The following is an 18559-nucleotide window of genomic DNA, read 5'->3' as shown; positions in this document are numbered from 1 at the left end:
AGCAAATAAAAATACAAAAGCTATAAAAGATTGAAGGAAGCAATGATGAGCTTATTAGATGTCAAAGATCTGCGCGTCGAATTTACCACGCAAGATGGTATCGTAACCGCAGTAAACGACTTGAACTTCTCACTTAACCAAGGCGAAACGCTGGGTATTGTTGGTGAGTCGGGTTCAGGTAAATCACAAACGGTATTTGCACTGATGGGGCTGCTAGCTAAGAACGGCATCATCTCAGGTAGCGCAAAGTTTGAAGGCAATGAAATTCTTAACCTGCCTGAAAAAGAGCTGAACAAAGTACGAGCTGAACAGATCGCGATGATCTTCCAAGATCCAATGACGTCACTGAATCCTTACATGAAAGTATGTGATCAGCTGATGGAAGTACTTATGCTGCATAAAGGCATGGGTAAAGCAGAAGCGTTCGAAGAATCAGTTCGTATGCTGGAAGCGGTGAAAATCCCTGAAGCACGCAAGCGTATAACCATGTACCCACATGAATTTTCTGGCGGTATGCGTCAACGTGTGATGATCGCAATGGCACTACTGTGTCGCCCTAAATTGCTTATCGCTGATGAGCCGACAACGGCGTTGGATGTAACCATTCAAGCGCAAATCATGGAATTGCTGAACGAACTTAAAGATGAGTTCAATACAGCAATCATCATGATCACTCATGACTTAGGTGTGGTTGCTGGTTCGTGTGACAAAGTACTTGTGATGTATGCAGGTCGTACAATGGAATATGGCACGGTTGATGAAATCTTCTACGAGCCAAGCCACCCTTATGCGGAAGGCCTGCTTAAAGCGATTCCTCGTTTGGATACCGAAGGTGAAATTCTACCGACGATTCCAGGTAACCCACCTAACTTACTTCGCCTACCAACAGGTTGTCCTTACCAAGACCGCTGTCACCGTGTAATGGACCGTTGTAAGCAAGAAGCACCGATTCTACAGCCATTTGCTAAAGACCGTCAGCGTGCTTGTTTTTCAGATTGGGAGACTTGGACAAAATGAGTAAAGAATTACTATTAGATATTAAAGACCTAAAAGTTCACTTTAGCATTGCGGCTAAGTCTGCTTGGCCTTGGGCGAAACCATCAAACCTTAAAGCCGTTGATGGTGTGGATGTTCATCTTTACGAAGGCGAAACGCTAGGTGTAGTAGGTGAGTCTGGCTGTGGTAAATCAACATTTGCGCGCGCAATTATTGGTTTAGTTGAGGCAACTGAAGGCGAAGTTATGTGGTTAGGTCAAGACCTGACTAAGATGCAGGAAGTGAAGCGTCGTGAGACTCGTAAAGAGATTCAGATGATCTTCCAAGATCCGCTAGCATCACTCAACCCGCGTATGTCAGTAGGCGACATCATTGCTGAGCCTCTAGAGACTTTTTATCCTGAGCTTTCTAAACAGGAAGTGAAAGATCGAGTTAAAGAGATGATGGCAAAAGTTGGTCTACTACCCAACGTAATCAACCGTTACCCACATGAATTCTCTGGTGGTCAGTGTCAACGTATCGGTATCGCACGTGCACTTATCTTGAAGCCTAAGATGATCATCTGTGATGAACCTGTTTCTGCTCTGGATGTATCTATCCAAGCTCAAGTAGTAAACCTTCTTATGGAACTACAGAAAGAGTTAGGTTTGTCTTTGGTATTCATCGCGCACGATTTGTCAGTGGTGAAACACATCTCTGACCGTGTATTGGTGATGTACTTAGGTAATGCTGTTGAACTAGGTGAATCAGATGCCTTGTTCTCAGACCCAAAACACCCATATACCAAAGCATTGATGTCTGCAGTTCCGATTCCAGACCCACGCTTAGAGCGCAGCAAAACGATTCAGATGCTGGAAGGTGATTTACCATCGCCAATCAACCCACCATCAGGTTGTGTGTTCCGTACTCGTTGCCCTGAAGCAACTGAGGCCTGTGCGAAAACCAAGCCAACCATTCAAGGCGATGACGTACACGCAGTATCTTGCTTGCACGTACAAGTCTAGAGCCTATTTAAAACGGTTCAGCCTGTGACAGGCTTAAGCGCGACTAGTTATTAGAGTCGCGCTTTTTTTGTGTCTAAAGTTCCATATTAAATAAGCTTCATCAAATAATTTGAACAACTAAGCCAACTTCTTCTAGTTTAGAAAAAGTTGGCTTTTTTTATACTAGAGAAAAGTATGGATGACAGAGGTTTGGATATGGGCAAGTTAGTTGAAGGTGTTTGGCATGATGTTTGGTACGACACCAAAGAAAGCGGTGGCAAGTTTGTTCGTGAAGATGCAGGCTTTCGTCACTGGGTAGAGAATAAAGCGTCCGCGCAGTTTCAGCCTGAAAGCGGCCGTTATCACTTGTACGTATCATTGGCTTGCCCTTGGGCGCACCGCACCCTTATCTTCCGAGAGCTTAAAGACCTAACCGATCACATTGACGTGACGGTGGTTTGCCCAGACATGATGAGTGATGGTTGGCAAATGGGGTTACCTGAACCTCTGTTCGGCCATACGCGCATGCATCAAATCTACACTCAAGCCAAACCTGACTACTCGGGTAGAGTGACGGTGCCTGTGTTGTGGGATAAAAAGACTAACACCATTGTGAGTAACGAGTCGTCTGAGATTATCCGTATGTTTAACTCAGAGTTTAATGAACTGACAGGCAACACCGATGATTACTATCCGTGGGAACTGGCAAAGAAGATTGATGAGTGGAATGACTATATCTACCCAAACATTAACAACGGTGTGTACCGAACGGGCTTTGCAACGACACAAGAAGCCTACGAAGAAGCGTATGATGCGTTATTTGAAGCCTTAGACAAAGTAGACGCTCACCTTAGCGAACATCGCTATTTAGCGGGTAACGAGATTACAGAAGCGGATTGGCGCTTGTTTACCACTCTGGTTCGATTTGATGCCGTTTATGTTGGGCACTTTAAGTGTAATAAGCAGCGAATTTCAGACTACGTCCATATTCAGGGCTACTTAAAAGAGCTCTACCAGGTCGAAGGCATTAAAGAGACGACCGATTTTTATCACATCAAGCGCCACTATTATTACAGCCATACAGGCATTAATCCGACTCAAGTTGTCCCCAAAGGGCCTTACCTTGATTTAGAGTCACCCCATAAACGCAGTTATTTAATTTAACTTACCGGAACATAGGGTCAGGCTGATATCGAATTACACTTCAAAGGCTTCTCTTTGATTTTGTAGCTCTAGATACTTAACGAGGTCTGTTGCGCTTACCGGACGTGAGTAGTAGTAGCCCTGAACTGCGCTACAGTACAATTGCTTAATAGACTGCAACTGTGCTTGAGTCTCAATACCTTCCACGACCAAGTCGAAATTGAAAATACTTGCTAGAGAAGTAATCGCTTCAACCAGTGCAAATTGCCTCTCATCGGTATCAATAGTATCTATAAATGATTTATCTATCTTGATCTCATTGATAGGCAGGGAGGCAATATAGCTTAATGATGAATAACCCGTACCGAAATCGTCGATGGAAACTTGCATACCTAGTGCTTGGAAGCGGTTCATTACCCGCGTGACGGCTTGCAAATCTTCAACTAGTACACTTTCTGTAATCTCAATTTTGATCTTGGCTGGTGTAAATGCGTATTTGGCAGCAAGCTCTGAGAAGCGTTCAACCAAGTTATGCTGAGTAAACACTGCTGGAGATAGGTTGATAGACAACGATAGAGAGACCCCCTGCTTACTATTGATATTGCTAATATGGCGCATGCTAGTTTCAGCGACAAAGAACGTAATGTCATTAATTAGATTCGTTTTTTCCGCCATGCTGATAAATACGTCAGGTGGAATAAATCCTAACTTTTTGTTTTGCCAACGACAGAGCGCTTCTACCCCTAACACTACACCTGAATGTACGTCGACTTGAGGTTGATAGTGAACGTACAGTTCTTCGTTATTTAAAGCAGAATTAAGCGCGTTCTCAATCTCGAGTTTACTGTGGATATCATCAGAAATAGACTCGTTAAATAATTGAATAATGCCTTTGCTTGTACGTTTCGCGAAATAGAGTGCCATATCAGCTTTAGAGATTAACATTTCTATATTGTCAGCATGATCGGGGGATAAGGATACGCCGATGCTTGTCTTAATTGATAGGCTTTCCCCTTTAATATTGTATGAGCGTTCGATTGCCTGCTTAATCTTGTTAAGAATTGGTGTCAAAGATTCAGCTGTCGGTAGATTGTCTATAATCGCAATAAACTCATCACCGCCAAAACGGAAATACATTTCATTCGGCTCAGTTAAATGTTGTAGAGTTTGAGCAATGTTTTTGAGCAGTTGATCCCCATAGCCATGACCATGAGCGTCATTGATATTTTTAAAATCATCAAGATCAATGAAAAGTATGGCGATTTTAGTACCATTTTGCGTATTTTTTATTTGGATCGCCTCAAAGTTCTCTTTTAATGCTGTTCGGTTGTAAAGACCGGTGAGTGAGTCGTGGTGAGCCAAGTAAGAGAGTTCTTTACGGTTCTGCTCTAGTTTATGGAAGTCATGTTTAATTCTGTTTTGGAAGGTAGTAAAACGTCGTGCGATGGCATTACCCATATAGAAACTAATGACCAGCAAAGTTAGGAAGCTTGCTGCACTATAAATGATGAGTTCAATCGTATCGTGCTTTAGTGATTCTTCGGTGACCAGTTTGTGTGCGATAGAGTATTGTTCAATGGCTTGGGTATAAGCACTACCAACGATATACCACTCCCAGTCTGGAATTTTTGCTACATAGTTAATGGTGTCTTGCGAACGATTGTTAGCCAACCCGTTATCGAGGCTGATAAATCGTTCTTGGAGTGAATTAGTTGAGTTTTGACTTTGAATAATTAACTGAAATGTAGGATGTTTTGACCCAATGAGTTCTTGCGACTCGTGCGCCAAAAATACGCCTTGCTTGTCGAGTACGAAAAGCTGATCAGAACCAGGAAGCGTTAAGTTTTTCAGCCAATTTAATGATTGTTGTTTTAGGTCACTTTCAACATCAACGACATAATCACCGGAGCTTATAACCCAGTCTAGTGGTTCAAAGTAGACAGAATATCCAATTTTTTCGTACTCTGTCTTGTTGTCACCTGGTTTGTGAAACCACCACCTATAAAAGCTTGTTTTCTTCTCTAGTGACAGTTTGACCATTTCTGTGACTATGGGAGTGCCTCGCGTATCTTTAAGCGTGGAAAGGTCCTGTCCTTCGAGGTGGGGCCAGAATGGGTGCATGATGCCTTTAGCTTGGCGATCAACAATAAAAAGGTAACCACGATCACTATTGAAGCGAATGTCTTTTAACGCACTTTTAATGATGGATTCGATTATTTCTCTTGGCTGTGATCTGTTGTCTTCGTAGAGACGAGTAGAGATTCGATGTGCTTCTTCTAATCGTTCTTTTACGACTTGTTTTAGTTCTGACTCGGTGGTTGATTTTAAATAGAGAACTTGGCTTTTTGCTACGTCGACTTGGCTTTTAAGCAATTGTTTGTGCTGATCTTTAAATAGTTGCTCAGCTCTAACTAATTGTTTTTGGTTAGACAGGTGTGAGTTGTACAGAAATGAAGAAATTAGTACGAGTGAAAAAAGTGCGATAAAGCTAACTGGGAGCCATTTGATCAACGTGATCAGCCGAGTATCTGACGTCATAGTGTTATGAAATACAAAGAAGTTTATTTATTATGTAAAATAATATAACAAAACAAATCATCATTGCGAAGAATAAAAACGTCAAAGATCGCACTTTTCAGATAAACGTACGGTAGGTTAATAATAGAAAGGAAAGAAAAAGACAACTTGATAAATCAGTGGTTTAGCTAAAAGTGAAAATAAAGCTATTGGGTGGCGTACGAATAGAGCGAGGTTTGTCATTTCGACCAATTTTCAATGATAAAAAGCCCATGCAATTGCATAGGCTTTGATACTTTTAAAGCATTTAAGAACGAGAAAATGTAATTAGTTAATTACTTTTTCTTCAGCTTGAGCTGCTTGAGCTGCTTGGTCTGCTTGGATAGCCGTTAGAGCAACAGTGTAAACGATATCGTCTACTAGAGCGCCACGTGACAAGTCATTTACTGGCTTGCGCATACCTTGAAGCATTGGACCGATAGACACTAGATCTGCTGAACGCTGTACCGCTTTGTAAGTCGTGTTACCTGTGTTTAGGTCTGGGAATACGAATACTGTCGCTTTACCTGCAACTGGAGAGTTTGGCGCTTTAGAAGCGGCTACGTTTTCCATGATTGCAGCGTCGTACTGAAGAGGACCGTCGATCACAAGATCAGGACGTTTCGCTTGAGCAAGTTTGGTTGCTTCACGTACTTTATCTACGTCTGCACCTTTACCAGATTCACCAGTAGAGTAAGAGATCATAGCAACACGTGGGTCGATACCGAATGCCGCAGCAGAATCTGCAGATTGGATAGCGATTTCAGCAAGCTGTTCAGCTGTTGGATCTGGGTTGATCGCACAGTCACCGTATACAAGCACTTGATCAGGCAGAAGCATGAAGAAGATTGAAGATACGATAGAAGCATCAGGAGCAGTCTTGATGATCTGGAACGGAGGAACGATTGTGTTCGCCGTTGTGTGAACAGCACCAGAAACTAGGCCGTCAACTTCACCAGCTTCAAGCATCATAGTGCCTAGGAATACTGAATCTTCTAGCTTCTCACGAGCAACAACTTCAGTCATACCCTTAGCGCCACGAAGTTCTACTAGACGAGCTACGTAGTTTTCGCGAACTGAAGCAGAATCGATGATCTCAACGCCAGCGCCTAGCTCAACACCTTGCTGTGCAGCAACGCGACGGATTTCTTCAGGGTTACCAAGAAGTACACATGTTGCGATACCGCGTTCAGCACAGATAGATGCAGCTTTAACAGTACGTGGCTCATCACCTTCAGGAAGAACGATGCGCTTAGCCGCTTTACGAGCGAATTCTGTTAACTGGTAACGGAATGCTGGTGGGCTTAGACGGCGAATACCTTGAGTGCCTTCAGATAGAGAATCAATCCAAGGGCCATCAATGTGGCTTGCAACGTGATCGTTAACGAACTCGATACGCTCTTTATCGTCAGCAGGAACTTCTAGGTTGAAGCTCTGTAGGTTTAGAGACGTCTGCCAAGTGTTACCTTGAGCTTTGAAGATCGGTAGACCTGAAGCGAATGCTGGTGCACAAAGGTTAGCAATACTTTCTGGAATGTCGTAACCGCCAGTCAGTAGGATTGCGCCAATCTCAACACCGTTTTTCGCAGCAAGAGCCGCAGCAACGATAACGTCAGGACGGTCTGCAGAAGTTACTAGCAGTGAACCTGGCTTGAAGTGCTCAATCATGTGCGGTAGAGAACGTGCACAGAAAGTGATGCTCTTAATACGACGAGTTGAGATTTCACCTTCGTTAACGATTTCAGCGTTAAGGTGCTTAGCCATATCAACCGCACGAGTTGCGATTAGGTCGATGCTCCATGGCACACAGCCAAGAACACGGATAGGGCTAGAATTGAAGATTTGCATTACTTCAAGGTTCGCTTGCTGAGCGCTGTCTGCATCATCAAAGATTTCAGATAGGTCAGGGCGAGTACGACCAGCTTCATCAACAGGAGCGTTAAGCTTGTTGATGATTACGCCTTTGATATTCTTGTTCTTAGTACCGCCGAAGTTAGAACATGCTACTTCGATACGCTCTTTAAGTTGCGTAGGGTTGTCAGTACCAGGAGTCGCAACGAATACGATCTCTGCCCCAAGCGTTTTCGCGATTTCTGCGTTCACTTGGTTTGCAAACGGGTGCTTACGAGTAGGGACTAGGCCTTCGATTAGCGTTACTTCAGCGTCTTTGTTGATTTTGTTGTATTGCTCAACAACAGATTCAAGAAGCTCATCCGTTTTCTCGCTACCGATCAAAGCTTCAGCTTTTGTCATTGCGATTGGCTCACCAATCTTAATGTCGCTGTTCGCGCTGATGATAGTAGAGGTTAAATCTGGCTGGTTACCACCGCTACGAGGTTGAGCGATTGGCTTGTAGAAAGAAACACTTACGCCCTTACGCTCCATAGCGCGAAGAACACCCATGCTAACACTAGTAAGACCAACACCAGCGCTTGTAGGGATAAGCATAATAGTACGTGACATTGACGAACACCTTTGACTATTGGAAATAAAAAAGCTCAACCGCTATTCCCACCGATAAACATATTGGGGTAGGAATAGAAGTTGAGCCCCATTTTCTTGATATGAAAAACTGACTAGCTTCGAGTGAAGCTAGTCAGGAAAATCAATTAAAGACCTGCTAGTTTCGCAGTGTCTTCAGCAATTACTAGCTCTTCGTTAGTCGAGATAACCATTGCAGGGATACGGCTGTTAGCTGTAGTGATAGTACCTTCGCCGCCGAAACGAGCTTTAAGGTTAGCTTCACCGTCAACTTCGATGCCGAAGATGCCTAGGCGGTTAAGAACCATTTCACGGATTGGGCCAGAGTTCTCGCCGATGCCGCCAGTGAAAGTGATTGCGTCTAGACGACCTTCTAGAGTTGCAGTGTAACCAGCAACGTACTTAGCTAGACGGTGACAGAACACGTCCATTGCACGAGTTGCTTCTTCTTTCTCGCCGTAGTTGTCTTCAACGAAACGACAGTCAGAAGTCACTTCAGTTAGACCAGCAAGACCAGATTCTTTAGTTAGCATGTTGTTGATTTCTTCAACAGAGTAACCAAGAGCGTCGTGTAGGTGGAAGATGATTGCAGGATCTAGGTCACCACAACGTGTACCCATTACAAGACCTTCAAGAGGAGTAAGACCCATAGAAGTATCTACAGATTGACCGTTCTTGATTGCACATACAGAAGCGCCGTTACCTAGGTGACAGTTGATGATGTTAACTTCTTCAACTGGCTTGTTTAGTAGGCCTGCAACTTCACGAGTGATGAATAGGTGAGAAGTACCGTGCATGCCGTAACGACGGATGCCGTGCTCTTTGTACAGGTTGTACGGTAGAGCGTATAGGTAAGACTCAGAAGGCATTGTTTGGTGGAACGCAGTGTCAAATACAGCAACGTTTTGTAGACCAGGGAAGTTCTTTTGAGCCGCTTCGATACCGATAAGGTGAGCAGGGTTGTGAAGAGGTGCAAAAGTCGCAGCGTCTTGAATACCCTTAAGAACTTCATCAGTGATAAGAGCAGAAGAAGTGAACTGCTCGCCGCCGTGTACGATACGGTGACCGATAGCGCCAAGGTTAGCTTTAAGCTCAGGCTTAGAAGCAAGAATAGTTTCTACCATGAAAGACAGTGCTTCTACGTGAGCTGCGCCCGCGCCAAGTTGTGCTTCATGCTTGCCATCAAGTTTCCATTTCATACGTGCTTCTGGAAGACCTAGACACTCAGCAAGACCAGTTAGGTGCTCTGCACCTGATTCTGCATCAACAACAGCGAATTTAAGAGAAGAACTACCACAGTTTAAAACTAAAACTAGCTTAGACATTAATGACTACCTGTTTATTTTTCTGATCGAAATCAGTTAAGGATGAAAATTAATCTCAAGAATAGTCGAAGCACATGGGCTTGCGTACTAACCTTGGTCAAAAAAACGTTAATTTCCGTATAAAGTGAAAGCACTCTTTATCAAAAAGAGGCTTGTGCATTCCTTGCAGAAGTCTTCTCAAAGTTGCTTAAATTGTAAATAAGGGCAACAATGAGATTGAGGTCTGCAAATAATAGCGATATTGTGCAAATATAACAAAAAAATTTGAAAGAATATTATTTTTCGTCAAATTTTTGTGTTTTTAGTTGATGGTTTCAACTTTTTTTTAATGGGAGACTCATATGAGCAATAGAGTTGGTTTAGCGAGTAGTTTAAAAGATGGCCAAAAGTACATGGATCTCTGGCCCGTCCGCAAAGAGTTAAACTCGATCTTCCCTGAGCAGCGCATTATCAAAGCGACGCGTTTTGGCGTGAAAGTGATGCCAGCGATAGCTGCTATTAGTGTTCTTACACAAATGGTCTTTAATAATTATCAAGCGATGCCACAAGCTGTGGTCATGGCTTTGTTTGCAATCAGCTTACCGCTTCAAGGCATGTGGTGGTTAGGTAATCGCTCAAACACACAACTTCCACCTGCACTTGTCTCGTGGTATCGCGAACTTCATGAGAAGATCACTGAAACGGGTTTTGCGTTAGAGCCAATGAAGTCGCGCCCTCGTTATAAAGAATTGGCGATCATTTTAAATCGCGCATTTCGTCAGCTAGATAAATCCTCAATGGAACGTTGGTTCTAATGAGTTTCAACTCTCCCTCTTGTCTGAGAGCAACTATTCATCATTGATGGTTTGTTCTCAGGTTTGATTTTTATTATTTTCGCTTCGCTTTTATTCACCTATCTCCCCCTCATTCCTTTTTTCTCTTACTACTCATGTAGTTTCTTACTTTTCAAATTCTGCCTTTCACTATTTCACGCATTTTCCGAGCCTTGTTGTGTTTTTGTTAAATATAACTACAAGTCATCAATGGTTACTGGTAATAATATCAATAGTGATGTTGTTCTCTTTGAGCGAGCAATAATTAGTAGAGCTTGATTCAGGGAGCGATAATGAGTTCTGTAAAAAAGGTATTGGCAGCGGTCGTAAGTTGTCTGCTGTTGCTATGGACAAGCAATGTAATGGCGAACGTTGCCAAAGTTTCGGTTTCACAAGTTGTTGACCATCCAGATCTGAATGCAACACGTCTAGGACTTCTTGAAGGATTGAGAGCAAAAGGTTACGAACCGGGTAAAAATTTAGAGTTTTCTTATGAAATGGCTGGTGGCAATCCCGTTCAGGCAGCAAAAATAGCCAGAGAGTTAGTTAGTGAGAACCCTCATGTATTAGTTGGCATCGCGACACCGACCTCTCAAGCGTTGGTTTCAGCGACTCGAACGATCCCGATTGTGTTCACCGCGGTGACAGACCCTATCGGAGCAAGACTTGTTAAACAATTGGAGCAGCCGGGACGAAATGTCACGGGCCTTTCTGACTTATCACCTATTTCCCAACATGTATCTCTTATTAAAGAGCTACTCCCCAATGCAGTTTCAGTCGGTGTGGTTTATAACCCAGCAGAGGCAAATGCTGTTGCTTTAGTAGGGCTGTTAAAGCAGGCAACACGAGACTTTGGCTTTACTTTGCATACTGAAAAAGCGTTGACCATCGATGATGTAGAAGAAAAAACAGCATCTGTGGCTAAGAAATCTGATGTTATCTACGCACTAACTGATAACACGGTGGCAAGCGGTATCAAAGGACTTATAAATGCTGCAAACCAAGCTGGCACACCCGTGGTTGCAGGAGCAACGTCTTATGTTGGCAAGGGAGCAATCGCTGGATTAGGTCTAGATTACTATGACGTCGGGGTGCAGACCGCTGATTATGTGGCCGCTATTTTGAACGGACAAAAACCAGGGAAGTTGAGTGTTAAAACGGCTCAAAGCTCACAGTTGGTAGTTAACCTAGATGCCGCTCGTGAGCTTGGTTTGACGCTACCTAAGTCTGTGGTTGATCGTGCGATAGTCAGCCGTTGATTGGTATTGACATCAAAAAAACAATGCTCAATAAGTCATTTTGTTAACAGGAATTTAAACCATCATAATGAACAACATTAGTCGACTCTCACCATTAGCTGCGATCTATTTTATTCATTTTTAAGTAGTTATTTCCCCGATAGGTGCATCGTTAATACCAACTTACATTATTTTACATCGAGAGGGCTGTCGATTAATGTCATAATATTAATGGAACTAATGAAAATAACTGAGCGCTAAGAGCACATTCTATGAAAGTAAATAGGCACTTTAGCCTTACCTTTGTCTTCGGCTTTCCCGCTGTGATCGCGACCATGTTACTTGGGCTGATAGGAAAAAATCATTTTGATGCGGTTGAAAAAGACATCAGCAGTGAGTTTCAGCGTATTGAAGAAGTGTTTAAACGAACGACCAAAATTGTTACCGCTCTAGATTACAGCTTCTCTAATTACTACAAATCAGGAAACCCTCTTTTCCTTGATCACAATAAGCAAGTGGTTGATGGTCTTTGCCGAATTTGGCCCATTGACGTATTACTTCTTGCTGACGGAAAAACCGCAGATATCCCCTCTGTCGATATCGACTATATGTTGGTTGGTCAAGAATCCCTTTGTAATGAAACCAGTGATAGTTATAAAAGTGCGTCAGAAAAAATTGCTCTCGCGCCAATTCTTTCATTTTTGTCCCAACTTGATGAATATCACAACGGCGTACACTTTATTGATACTCGTGGGTATGTGATCTCTTCGCCAGAAGACTTTGCTAAAGAGCTAGGGAAAGAACTACTTTCGACCATAAAAAGCCGCCCGTATTGGCAAAGAACCGCCAACAATCCAGAACAATTGACTTTAACGGGTCCTGCGTATCGATTTGACTCTCTTGACCGTATGATAAGCATGACGATTCCGGTGTTTCATAAGGGGATACATCAAGGAATGCTTTCTGTTGAGATTGACGCCAGTAAATTGCTTGCGAGTTCGAATGAGCACTTAGCCGGTAGAATCGATATTATTGATACCACCTTGGTTAATCCGGTTGATAGCGCTACTTTCTATCACGCGATACAACTGGAAGGAGTCACCTCTCATCACGCGATGTACTACGAATTAGATTTTGCCAAAGAGGTGGAGCACTTTTTTGTCTACGAGAAAGACAGTCTGATTGTCGCTATCATCGTATATCTATTCTCTGTAACGCTCTTTTTCTTCGTTAACTCCAATATTGAACGTGGTTACTTCAAAGAGCTAGCAGCTAAAGATCCGATGACCGGGCTGCTAAATCGTAGGGGACTGGAAGCTTTTTGGCGCAGTGTGGAGCATGACCAGTTATTCGCCTTGACTGTATTTGACATTGATAATTTCAAGTTGATTAATGATACCTTTGGGCATGACAAAGGGGATGATGTTATTCGCTACATGTCCCGCCAGATAAGTAATAGCATTCGAAGTAGTGATGTCGCAGCAAGGTTTGGTGGTGAAGAGTTTGTCGTTTATCTAAAAGGTGATGATCGTGAAACGTTAATGAGGACATTAGAGCGTGTTAAAAATGCTGTCTGTGCGAACTCAGCTAACATTGTACCTAATGGTTTTACTGTCTCTGGTGGTGTTTGTATTACTGAAGCTGAGCATAACAACCTAAGCTTTGAAGAGATATTCAAACACGCGGATGAAAAGTTGTACGTGGCTAAGACGACAGGTAAAGACCGCATCGTATTTTAACCACGCTATTGAACTTCTATGCTAGAGAAGAAGAGAAACTAGTTCACACAGTTTGGCGATGTTCTTCTTGATAACGCTGAAGGCGCTCCACAATAGGTGGCGCTTTCTTGAAAGTACGAATTTCTTTAAAAAGTTCGTTCGCTTCAGGGTAGCCTTTACTTAGATAAACAAACCACTGCTTCACTCTATTGGGGTAGTACATGCCTTTGTCCCCTTTTATTTGAAACTCTGAATAGCGTAGCAAAAGTTCGATGACTTTATTCCACGGCATTTTTGGGTGGTTGTGCTTAACGACGTTGCCAAGATTTGGAATGTTGAAAGCTCCACGGCAGACCATCAATGAATCGACGCCAGTGGCTTCTATGCAATCTTGACCATCTTGATAGTTCCAGATTTCCCCATTAGCAATCAAAGGTAGAGACGTTTTTTCTCTTATTTGATTGATGTAATCCCATTTAATTTCGCTGGCTTTATAGCCGCCAGCTTTGGTTCTTGCATGCACAGTGAGTTCGTCTGCCTTTGCTTGTTCGATAGCGTCGACAATTTCAAAGCACTCTTCCGGGCGTTCCCAACCCAATCGAATTTTCGCAGATACGGGAATGTGTGCTGGCACCGCATCTCGACAAGACTTCACCACTTGATAGATGAGTTCAGGTTCTTTTAGCAGTGACGCACCGCCATTACTTTTGTTTACCGCTTTTGCAGGGCAACCAAAATTAAGATCAATGCCTTTAGCGCCTAAACTAGCAGCTTGAAAAGCATTCTCGGCCATCCAATTTGGGTGTTGTCCTAGAAGCTGGAGATGGATTGGAACACCAGCCATGGTTTGAGAGCCTTGATGCAATTCAGGGCAAATACGGTGAAAAACATGCGGAGGAAGAAGTTGATCAACTACGCGCACAAATTCCGTCACACAGAGATCGTAATCATTGATCTCTGTGAGAATTTCACGCATTAGATGGTCTAAAACGCCCTCCATAGGGCCAAGTATTACTCGCATTTGCTTTACCGAAACTGAATGGATCGAAAATTAAGACGCGTGATTGTACGGGCAAGTTAAAAGCTTGTCACTATGAGCTAGGTGAATCTGACGTAACAGTTATTTCACCGGTTAGAGGGAAGTAGTTGAGCCTTGGTAAATCTTCGCCTAGCGAGTAACCATCAGTGTAGTAGTAATAGCAGCTTGGATCTGATGTATACCAAGCAACGATCGGTTCTTCTGAAGGGAATACTGAGCTACCGTGATCTCTAACGGTGAGGTCAGTATTCATGAGCGCCCGCCAAAGCCTTGCGCAGTCACTCCCTCTAATTGCAGTCCCCGAATTAATCGGTAGTTGATCAACAGCGATTGGAAAACCAGTCGATGAAGGATAAACGCTGCCTTCACCATAATCGACATCTTGATTAAAATCAGGCTCTCCATCAACAAGCCACTGTGAGTGGTAAAGGTTAACCGCAGTTCGAAAAGAAGAAAAAGCACCTTGAGCTATAGCTTCATGGCTATCGCGTTGGTAATTTAGAAAGCGAGGAGCTGCGGTAACGGCAAGTATGCCTAAAATAACGACGACAGAGACCAGCTCTATCAAAGTAAAACCATTTTGGTGTTGTTTCATAATGTATTCTATATGTAACTAAATATTTCAGTGACTCTTTTACACTTCAAACTTAAATTTTCAAAATGAAATAAGTTTAGTTTGCTGAATGGAACTAAAGATAATGTTTGCGTGGCTACTGGTAGGTGTAATTAATCATAGAGCTATACGAATAATTACTAATTGTTAGCCTTGTGGGTATAATGGAGACAACAGAATTGACCGACTAGTGAAGTAATATGAAGTATCAATTATTGAGTCTTCCTGACTCAATTAACGACGTAACAGCCCAGTTTGTAGAAGGTGCTATATTTGCATCTAACCTTGCAACTAAACCTCTTGATCCAGAGGCTTGGTTACCTATAGCTATTCCTGAAACTGGTCAGGACTTCGTTCCTCAAGTCACCGAGCAAATTAATCGCCAACATAACCTCATTCAGCGAAGTGAATATTTGCTTACAGAAGTGCTTGATGCAGATAATTTTGCTGAACAGCTAGCCGATTTTTCTGAAGGTTTTATGATGGTCTGGCCGACGATTGAAGAACAGTGGCAGGAAACGTCAATCGCAGATGGCACATTACGCATGCTACAAGCAATGTTAACAACATTCATGCTGGCGATTGATGAAGAACAGACAATCGAGCAAATGAAAGCGGCTGGATTAGAAACCCCGCCAACTTTGAATGATCTCGTCGGGCAAGTCGATTTGATGGTGACAGAAGTTGCGCTAGCAGCGGATGAAGCGATGCTCGGAAATAAATCTCAAAGTGTGAATCCGTTTAAGGGCATCGGCCGAAATGATGTTTGCCCGTGTGAAAGTGGTAAAAAGTTTAAACAGTGCTGTGGTAAAAAAGCTTAATTGCATTGTTAATAGATAATAAAAAGTCGACCTCGTGGTCGACTTTTTCGTTTCTGAACATTATGTGCTAATTGTTAGTCATTCTTCGATTTAACGAATTGAGAAATCACTACAAAACCGAAAGCAACCAAGTTACCCGCGAAGATAATCACTAGCCATTGAGGCATTGAAAGTTCTAAGAACTGCCATACTACCTTGCTGCAGTCGCCGTAGGCCTCAAACATCCACGGAGCCCATTGGTTTAGAGGTGCCCAGCTAGGGAAGGTCACGAACAGGTCACAGGTAGCGAAAGGAGACGGGTTAAACTGGTAGTCAACGTGCTCTAAAGCAAGCATCAACCCTTTATACGCACCTAACCCCCAACCAACTAGACCTAGCCAACGTGATATCGGATTATGCGGGGCAATAGCACCAATCATTGCTGCGATGCCGATAGCGAGCATAGCAACGCGCTCGTAGATACACATTACGCAAGGGCCAAGCATCATCACGTGCTGAAAGAAAAGAGCACATGCTTCAAAAAAGACAATAAAAGCCAGCAGTAAAAGCCAAGATAAACGTCCCTTAGAGAAGTCTTTGAGCATTGCAAAAAAGTTCACGAATTTAATCCTGTCAATAAAATAAAAAAGCCCTGATTACTCAGAGCTTTTTATCTTGGATAAGTTTCCTAATCAACTAATATTTTTGATTAGTTAGATGCACCTATTGTGTTTAGCGATAGAAATCCGGGTTAGTGGCCACCGGAGATAACTGGAGCTACCACTTCACCCGTACGGTGAATGATCCAACCTGCATCATAGAACCATGCTGTCATCGGTTCTACGAAGAACACAATACCGGCAAGGCCAACAAGTGCTAATACGAGAGTATATGGCAAAGCCATGATTACCATGCGGCCGTAAGACAGTCGAATTAACGGAGCAAGTGCTGACGTTAATAGGAATAGGAATGCAGCTTGGCCGTTTGGCGTAGCAACAGAAGGTAGGTTGGTACCTGTGTTGATAGCAACAGCAAGCAGATCAAATTGGTCACGAGTGATGACGCCTTCAACCAGAGCTGTTTTAACTTCGTTGATGTAAACCGTACCGACGAATACGTTGTCTGAAACCATCGACAAAATACCGTTGGCTACGTAGAAGAGTGCGAGCTGTGCGCCTTTATCTTCAACGTGAAGTACGGCATCGATTACTGGCTTAAATAGAGCCTGGTCGATGATTACAGCAACAACCGCGAAAAAGACGGCAAGAAGTGCAGTAAATGGCAGTGCTTCTTCAAAGGCTTTACCCATCGAGTGTTCTTCAATTACACCTGTAAACGCTGTAGCTAAGATGATCACTGAAAGACCAATCAAACCGACTTCAGCGACGTGAAGCGCAAGACCAACAATAAGCCAAACTGCGATTGCACTCTGAACCCATAGTTTAGCTACATCTTGTTTTGTACGATTTGCGCGTTCTTTGTTGTCAAATTCAACTAAGATTTGGCGAACGTTATTTGGCAGCTCTGCACCGTAGCCAAACACTTTGAATTTCTCGACAAGTGCACAAGTTAAAATACCACAGAAGAAAACAGGCAGTGTTACTGGCAGCATGCGGATGATAAATTCACCGAACTCCCAACCCGCTTGCTTAGCAATTACTAAGTTTTGTGGTTCACCTACCATGGTCATTACACCACCCAGAGCAGTACCAACACCGGCGTGCATAAGTAGTGAACGTAAGAATGCGCGGTAGTTTTCAAGGTCATCACGTGTTAGCTCAGAGATCTCTTCATCATGAGTATGATCGTGCGCAGACGTTGTGCCCTTACCTGATGCAACCTTGTGGTAGATAGAGTAGAAGCCCACTGCAACGCTAATGACTACGGCGATTACTGTCAGCGCATCTAGGAAGGCAGACAAGAATGCTGCGGCGACACAGAAAGCGACAGAGAGTAGAATTTTGGATTGGATACCGAGCAGGATCTTCGTAAAAATGAACAGAAGTAGTTCTTTCATGAAGTAGATGCCAGCAACCATGAATACGAGTAAGAGTAATACTGGTAGGTTTGCTTGTAGCTCATGATAAACCATTTCTGGTTTAGTCATGCCAATGGCGACGGCTTGAATTGCCAATAAGCCACCGGGTTGGAGAGGGTAGCACTTTAGAGCCATAGCTAGAGTGAAAATAAACTCAACCACTAATAGCCAGCCCGCAACAAATGGGTCAACTAGGAAAAAAACAAACGGGTTGATGATTAAAAAGGAAATGATGGCAAGTTTATACCAATCAGGAGCTTTACCAAGGAAGTTTTTGATAAAAGCGTTTCCGAGAGACATCGGCATGTTAATACTCTTTTATGTTGATTATGAATAGACAAGCAATACAACATTTTGAGAATCGAGCTGTAGGTTTAGTTAAAACCTATAACTAACAGTGACTTAGAAAAACTACATTCCATGTAATGTTCTGTGGTCTTGCCAAGTCACTCCCTTAGAAACTCAAGCACTGCTTATTTTTGAGCGCAACTCTACTCTTAGATAACATTTAGTCAACAGGAAAACCCCTGTAGCACTAAAAATACCTCTTTTTTGTTGAGAAACGCGATCAAAGTAGCGCAAGCATACCACTTAAAATGTGATAAAAACCGACTAGAATCAATATTTCAGCGAAATGATTAAAATTTACAGAATAACGACGGCTTATATATGATTATTACAACTTAACATTGCAAATTAATAGATTTAAAAATATGACCAATCTCATTGATTTTAAAAAGAATTTGTTGTGTTAATGGTTTGTTTAAATGATGATTTGTAGTCGCTTGCTATCCAAACCTTGAGTGCAAACGTGTGC

At 42.8% G+C, this 18559-nt stretch carries 14 protein-coding genes; 7 read left to right on the top strand and 7 right to left on the bottom strand.

Features of this window, described 5'->3' with window-relative positions; translation table 11 throughout:
- Positions 1-45: 45 nt before the first annotated feature.
- The 3 genes from ACED25_RS00825 (at position 46) to ACED25_RS00815 (ending at position 3143) form a co-directional block, all read left to right on the top strand.
- Complete coding sequence (locus ACED25_RS00825) at positions 46-1017, top strand: ABC transporter ATP-binding protein (RefSeq protein ID WP_009848635.1); 972 nt, start codon at positions 46-48, stop codon at positions 1015-1017.
- Positions 1014-2000, top strand: coding sequence for a murein tripeptide/oligopeptide ABC transporter ATP binding protein OppF (gene oppF, locus ACED25_RS00820; protein WP_269334945.1), 987 nt, complete (start codon positions 1014-1016; stop codon positions 1998-2000). Before ACED25_RS00825 ends, oppF begins: the two co-directional genes overlap by 4 nt.
- Positions 2001-2195: 195 nt before the next feature.
- Positions 2196-3143, top strand: a complete 948-nt coding sequence (locus ACED25_RS00815; protein WP_017102833.1) for a glutathione S-transferase family protein — start codon at positions 2196-2198, stop codon at positions 3141-3143.
- Between the two features lie 33 nt (positions 3144-3176).
- On the opposite strand, the gene ACED25_RS00810 is transcribed toward ACED25_RS00815, so the two are convergent.
- From ACED25_RS00810 to ACED25_RS00800, 3 genes are all read right to left on the bottom strand, one after another.
- On the bottom strand, positions 3177-5660 hold the full coding sequence (locus ACED25_RS00810) for an EAL domain-containing protein (protein ID WP_371694426.1): 2484 nt from the start codon (positions 5658-5660) through the stop codon (positions 3177-3179).
- Between the two features lie 306 nt (positions 5661-5966).
- Entirely contained in the window at positions 5967-8141 is a 2175-nt protein-coding gene (gene pta / locus ACED25_RS00805; RefSeq protein WP_371694425.1) for a phosphate acetyltransferase, read from the bottom strand.
- 146 nt (positions 8142-8287) lie between these two features.
- The gene (locus ACED25_RS00800) at positions 8288-9484 is read right to left on the bottom strand and encodes an acetate kinase (protein ID WP_009848631.1); all 1197 of its coding nucleotides are present in this window, start codon (positions 9482-9484) and stop codon (positions 8288-8290) included.
- A gap of 341 nt (positions 9485-9825) precedes the next feature.
- Here ACED25_RS00800 and yfbV point away from each other — a divergent pair, with 341 nt between their 5' ends.
- The 3 genes from yfbV (at position 9826) to ACED25_RS00785 (ending at position 13273) form a co-directional block, all read left to right on the top strand.
- Positions 9826-10278, top strand: a complete 453-nt coding sequence (gene yfbV / locus ACED25_RS00795) for a terminus macrodomain insulation protein YfbV (protein WP_009848630.1) — start codon at positions 9826-9828, stop codon at positions 10276-10278.
- A gap of 311 nt (positions 10279-10589) precedes the next feature.
- A complete protein-coding gene (locus tag ACED25_RS00790) occupies positions 10590-11555 on the top strand; it encodes an ABC transporter substrate-binding protein (protein WP_371694424.1) in 966 nt (321 codons plus the stop codon).
- A 251-nt stretch (positions 11556-11806) separates the two neighbouring features.
- Entirely contained in the window at positions 11807-13273 is a 1467-nt protein-coding gene (locus tag ACED25_RS00785) for a GGDEF domain-containing protein (protein WP_371694423.1), read from the top strand.
- A 43-nt stretch (positions 13274-13316) separates the two neighbouring features.
- On the opposite strand, the gene dusC is transcribed toward ACED25_RS00785, so the two are convergent.
- Positions 13317-14273 (bottom strand): tRNA dihydrouridine(16) synthase DusC, encoded by a 957-nt coding sequence (gene dusC, locus ACED25_RS00780; protein WP_371694422.1) that lies wholly within the window; start codon positions 14271-14273, stop codon positions 13317-13319.
- A 70-nt stretch (positions 14274-14343) separates the two neighbouring features.
- Positions 14344-14886, bottom strand: a complete 543-nt coding sequence (locus ACED25_RS00775; RefSeq protein WP_009848626.1) for a prepilin-type N-terminal cleavage/methylation domain-containing protein — start codon at positions 14884-14886, stop codon at positions 14344-14346.
- A gap of 218 nt (positions 14887-15104) precedes the next feature.
- Here ACED25_RS00775 and ACED25_RS00770 point away from each other — a divergent pair, with 218 nt between their 5' ends.
- On the top strand, positions 15105-15725 hold the full coding sequence (locus ACED25_RS00770; protein WP_017101192.1) for an SEC-C metal-binding domain-containing protein: 621 nt from the start codon (positions 15105-15107) through the stop codon (positions 15723-15725).
- A gap of 74 nt (positions 15726-15799) precedes the next feature.
- On the opposite strand, the gene dsbB is transcribed toward ACED25_RS00770, so the two are convergent.
- Both dsbB and nhaB read right to left on the bottom strand, forming a co-directional pair.
- Positions 15800-16324 (bottom strand): disulfide bond formation protein DsbB, encoded by a 525-nt coding sequence (gene dsbB, locus ACED25_RS00765; protein ID WP_065677953.1) that lies wholly within the window; start codon positions 16322-16324, stop codon positions 15800-15802.
- A gap of 131 nt (positions 16325-16455) precedes the next feature.
- Positions 16456-18048 (bottom strand): Na(+)/H(+) antiporter NhaB, encoded by a 1593-nt coding sequence (gene nhaB / locus ACED25_RS00760; protein ID WP_009848623.1) that lies wholly within the window; start codon positions 18046-18048, stop codon positions 16456-16458.
- Positions 18049-18559: the final 511 nt, after the last annotated feature.

It is taken from the genome of Vibrio sp. 1F263 (assembly GCF_041439035.1).
GTDB classification, from domain to species: domain Bacteria; phylum Pseudomonadota; class Gammaproteobacteria; order Enterobacterales; family Vibrionaceae; genus Vibrio; species Vibrio tasmaniensis_A.
Note: the sequence above shows the minus strand (reverse complement) of the source record. Positions and strands in the feature narration are given on the sequence as shown.

What these genes read in the sequence shown, in the direction of transcription:
- ACED25_RS00825 (WP_009848635.1), top strand. Translation starts at nt 46, where the DNA reads ATGAGCTTATTAGATGTCAAAGATCTGCGCGTCGAATTTACCACGCAA.
- oppF (WP_269334945.1), top strand. Translation starts at nt 1,014, where the DNA reads ATGAGTAAAGAATTACTATTAGATATTAAAGACCTAAAAGTTCACTTT.
- ACED25_RS00815 (WP_017102833.1), top strand. Translation starts at nt 2,196, where the DNA reads ATGGGCAAGTTAGTTGAAGGTGTTTGGCATGATGTTTGGTACGACACC.
- ACED25_RS00810 (WP_371694426.1), bottom strand. Translation starts at nt 5,660, where the DNA reads ATGACGTCAGATACTCGGCTGATCACGTTGATCAAATGGCTCCCAGTT.
- pta (WP_371694425.1), bottom strand. Translation starts at nt 8,141, where the DNA reads ATGTCACGTACTATTATGCTTATCCCTACAAGCGCTGGTGTTGGTCTT.
- ACED25_RS00800 (WP_009848631.1), bottom strand. Translation starts at nt 9,484, where the DNA reads ATGTCTAAGCTAGTTTTAGTTTTAAACTGTGGTAGTTCTTCTCTTAAA.
- yfbV (WP_009848630.1), top strand. Translation starts at nt 9,826, where the DNA reads ATGAGCAATAGAGTTGGTTTAGCGAGTAGTTTAAAAGATGGCCAAAAG.
- ACED25_RS00790 (WP_371694424.1), top strand. Translation starts at nt 10,590, where the DNA reads ATGAGTTCTGTAAAAAAGGTATTGGCAGCGGTCGTAAGTTGTCTGCTG.
- ACED25_RS00785 (WP_371694423.1), top strand. Translation starts at nt 11,807, where the DNA reads ATGAAAGTAAATAGGCACTTTAGCCTTACCTTTGTCTTCGGCTTTCCC.
- dusC (WP_371694422.1), bottom strand. Translation starts at nt 14,273, where the DNA reads ATGCGAGTAATACTTGGCCCTATGGAGGGCGTTTTAGACCATCTAATG.
- ACED25_RS00775 (WP_009848626.1), bottom strand. Translation starts at nt 14,886, where the DNA reads ATGAAACAACACCAAAATGGTTTTACTTTGATAGAGCTGGTCTCTGTC.
- ACED25_RS00770 (WP_017101192.1), top strand. Translation starts at nt 15,105, where the DNA reads ATGAAGTATCAATTATTGAGTCTTCCTGACTCAATTAACGACGTAACA.
- nhaB (WP_009848623.1), bottom strand. Translation starts at nt 18,048, where the DNA reads ATGCCGATGTCTCTCGGAAACGCTTTTATCAAAAACTTCCTTGGTAAA.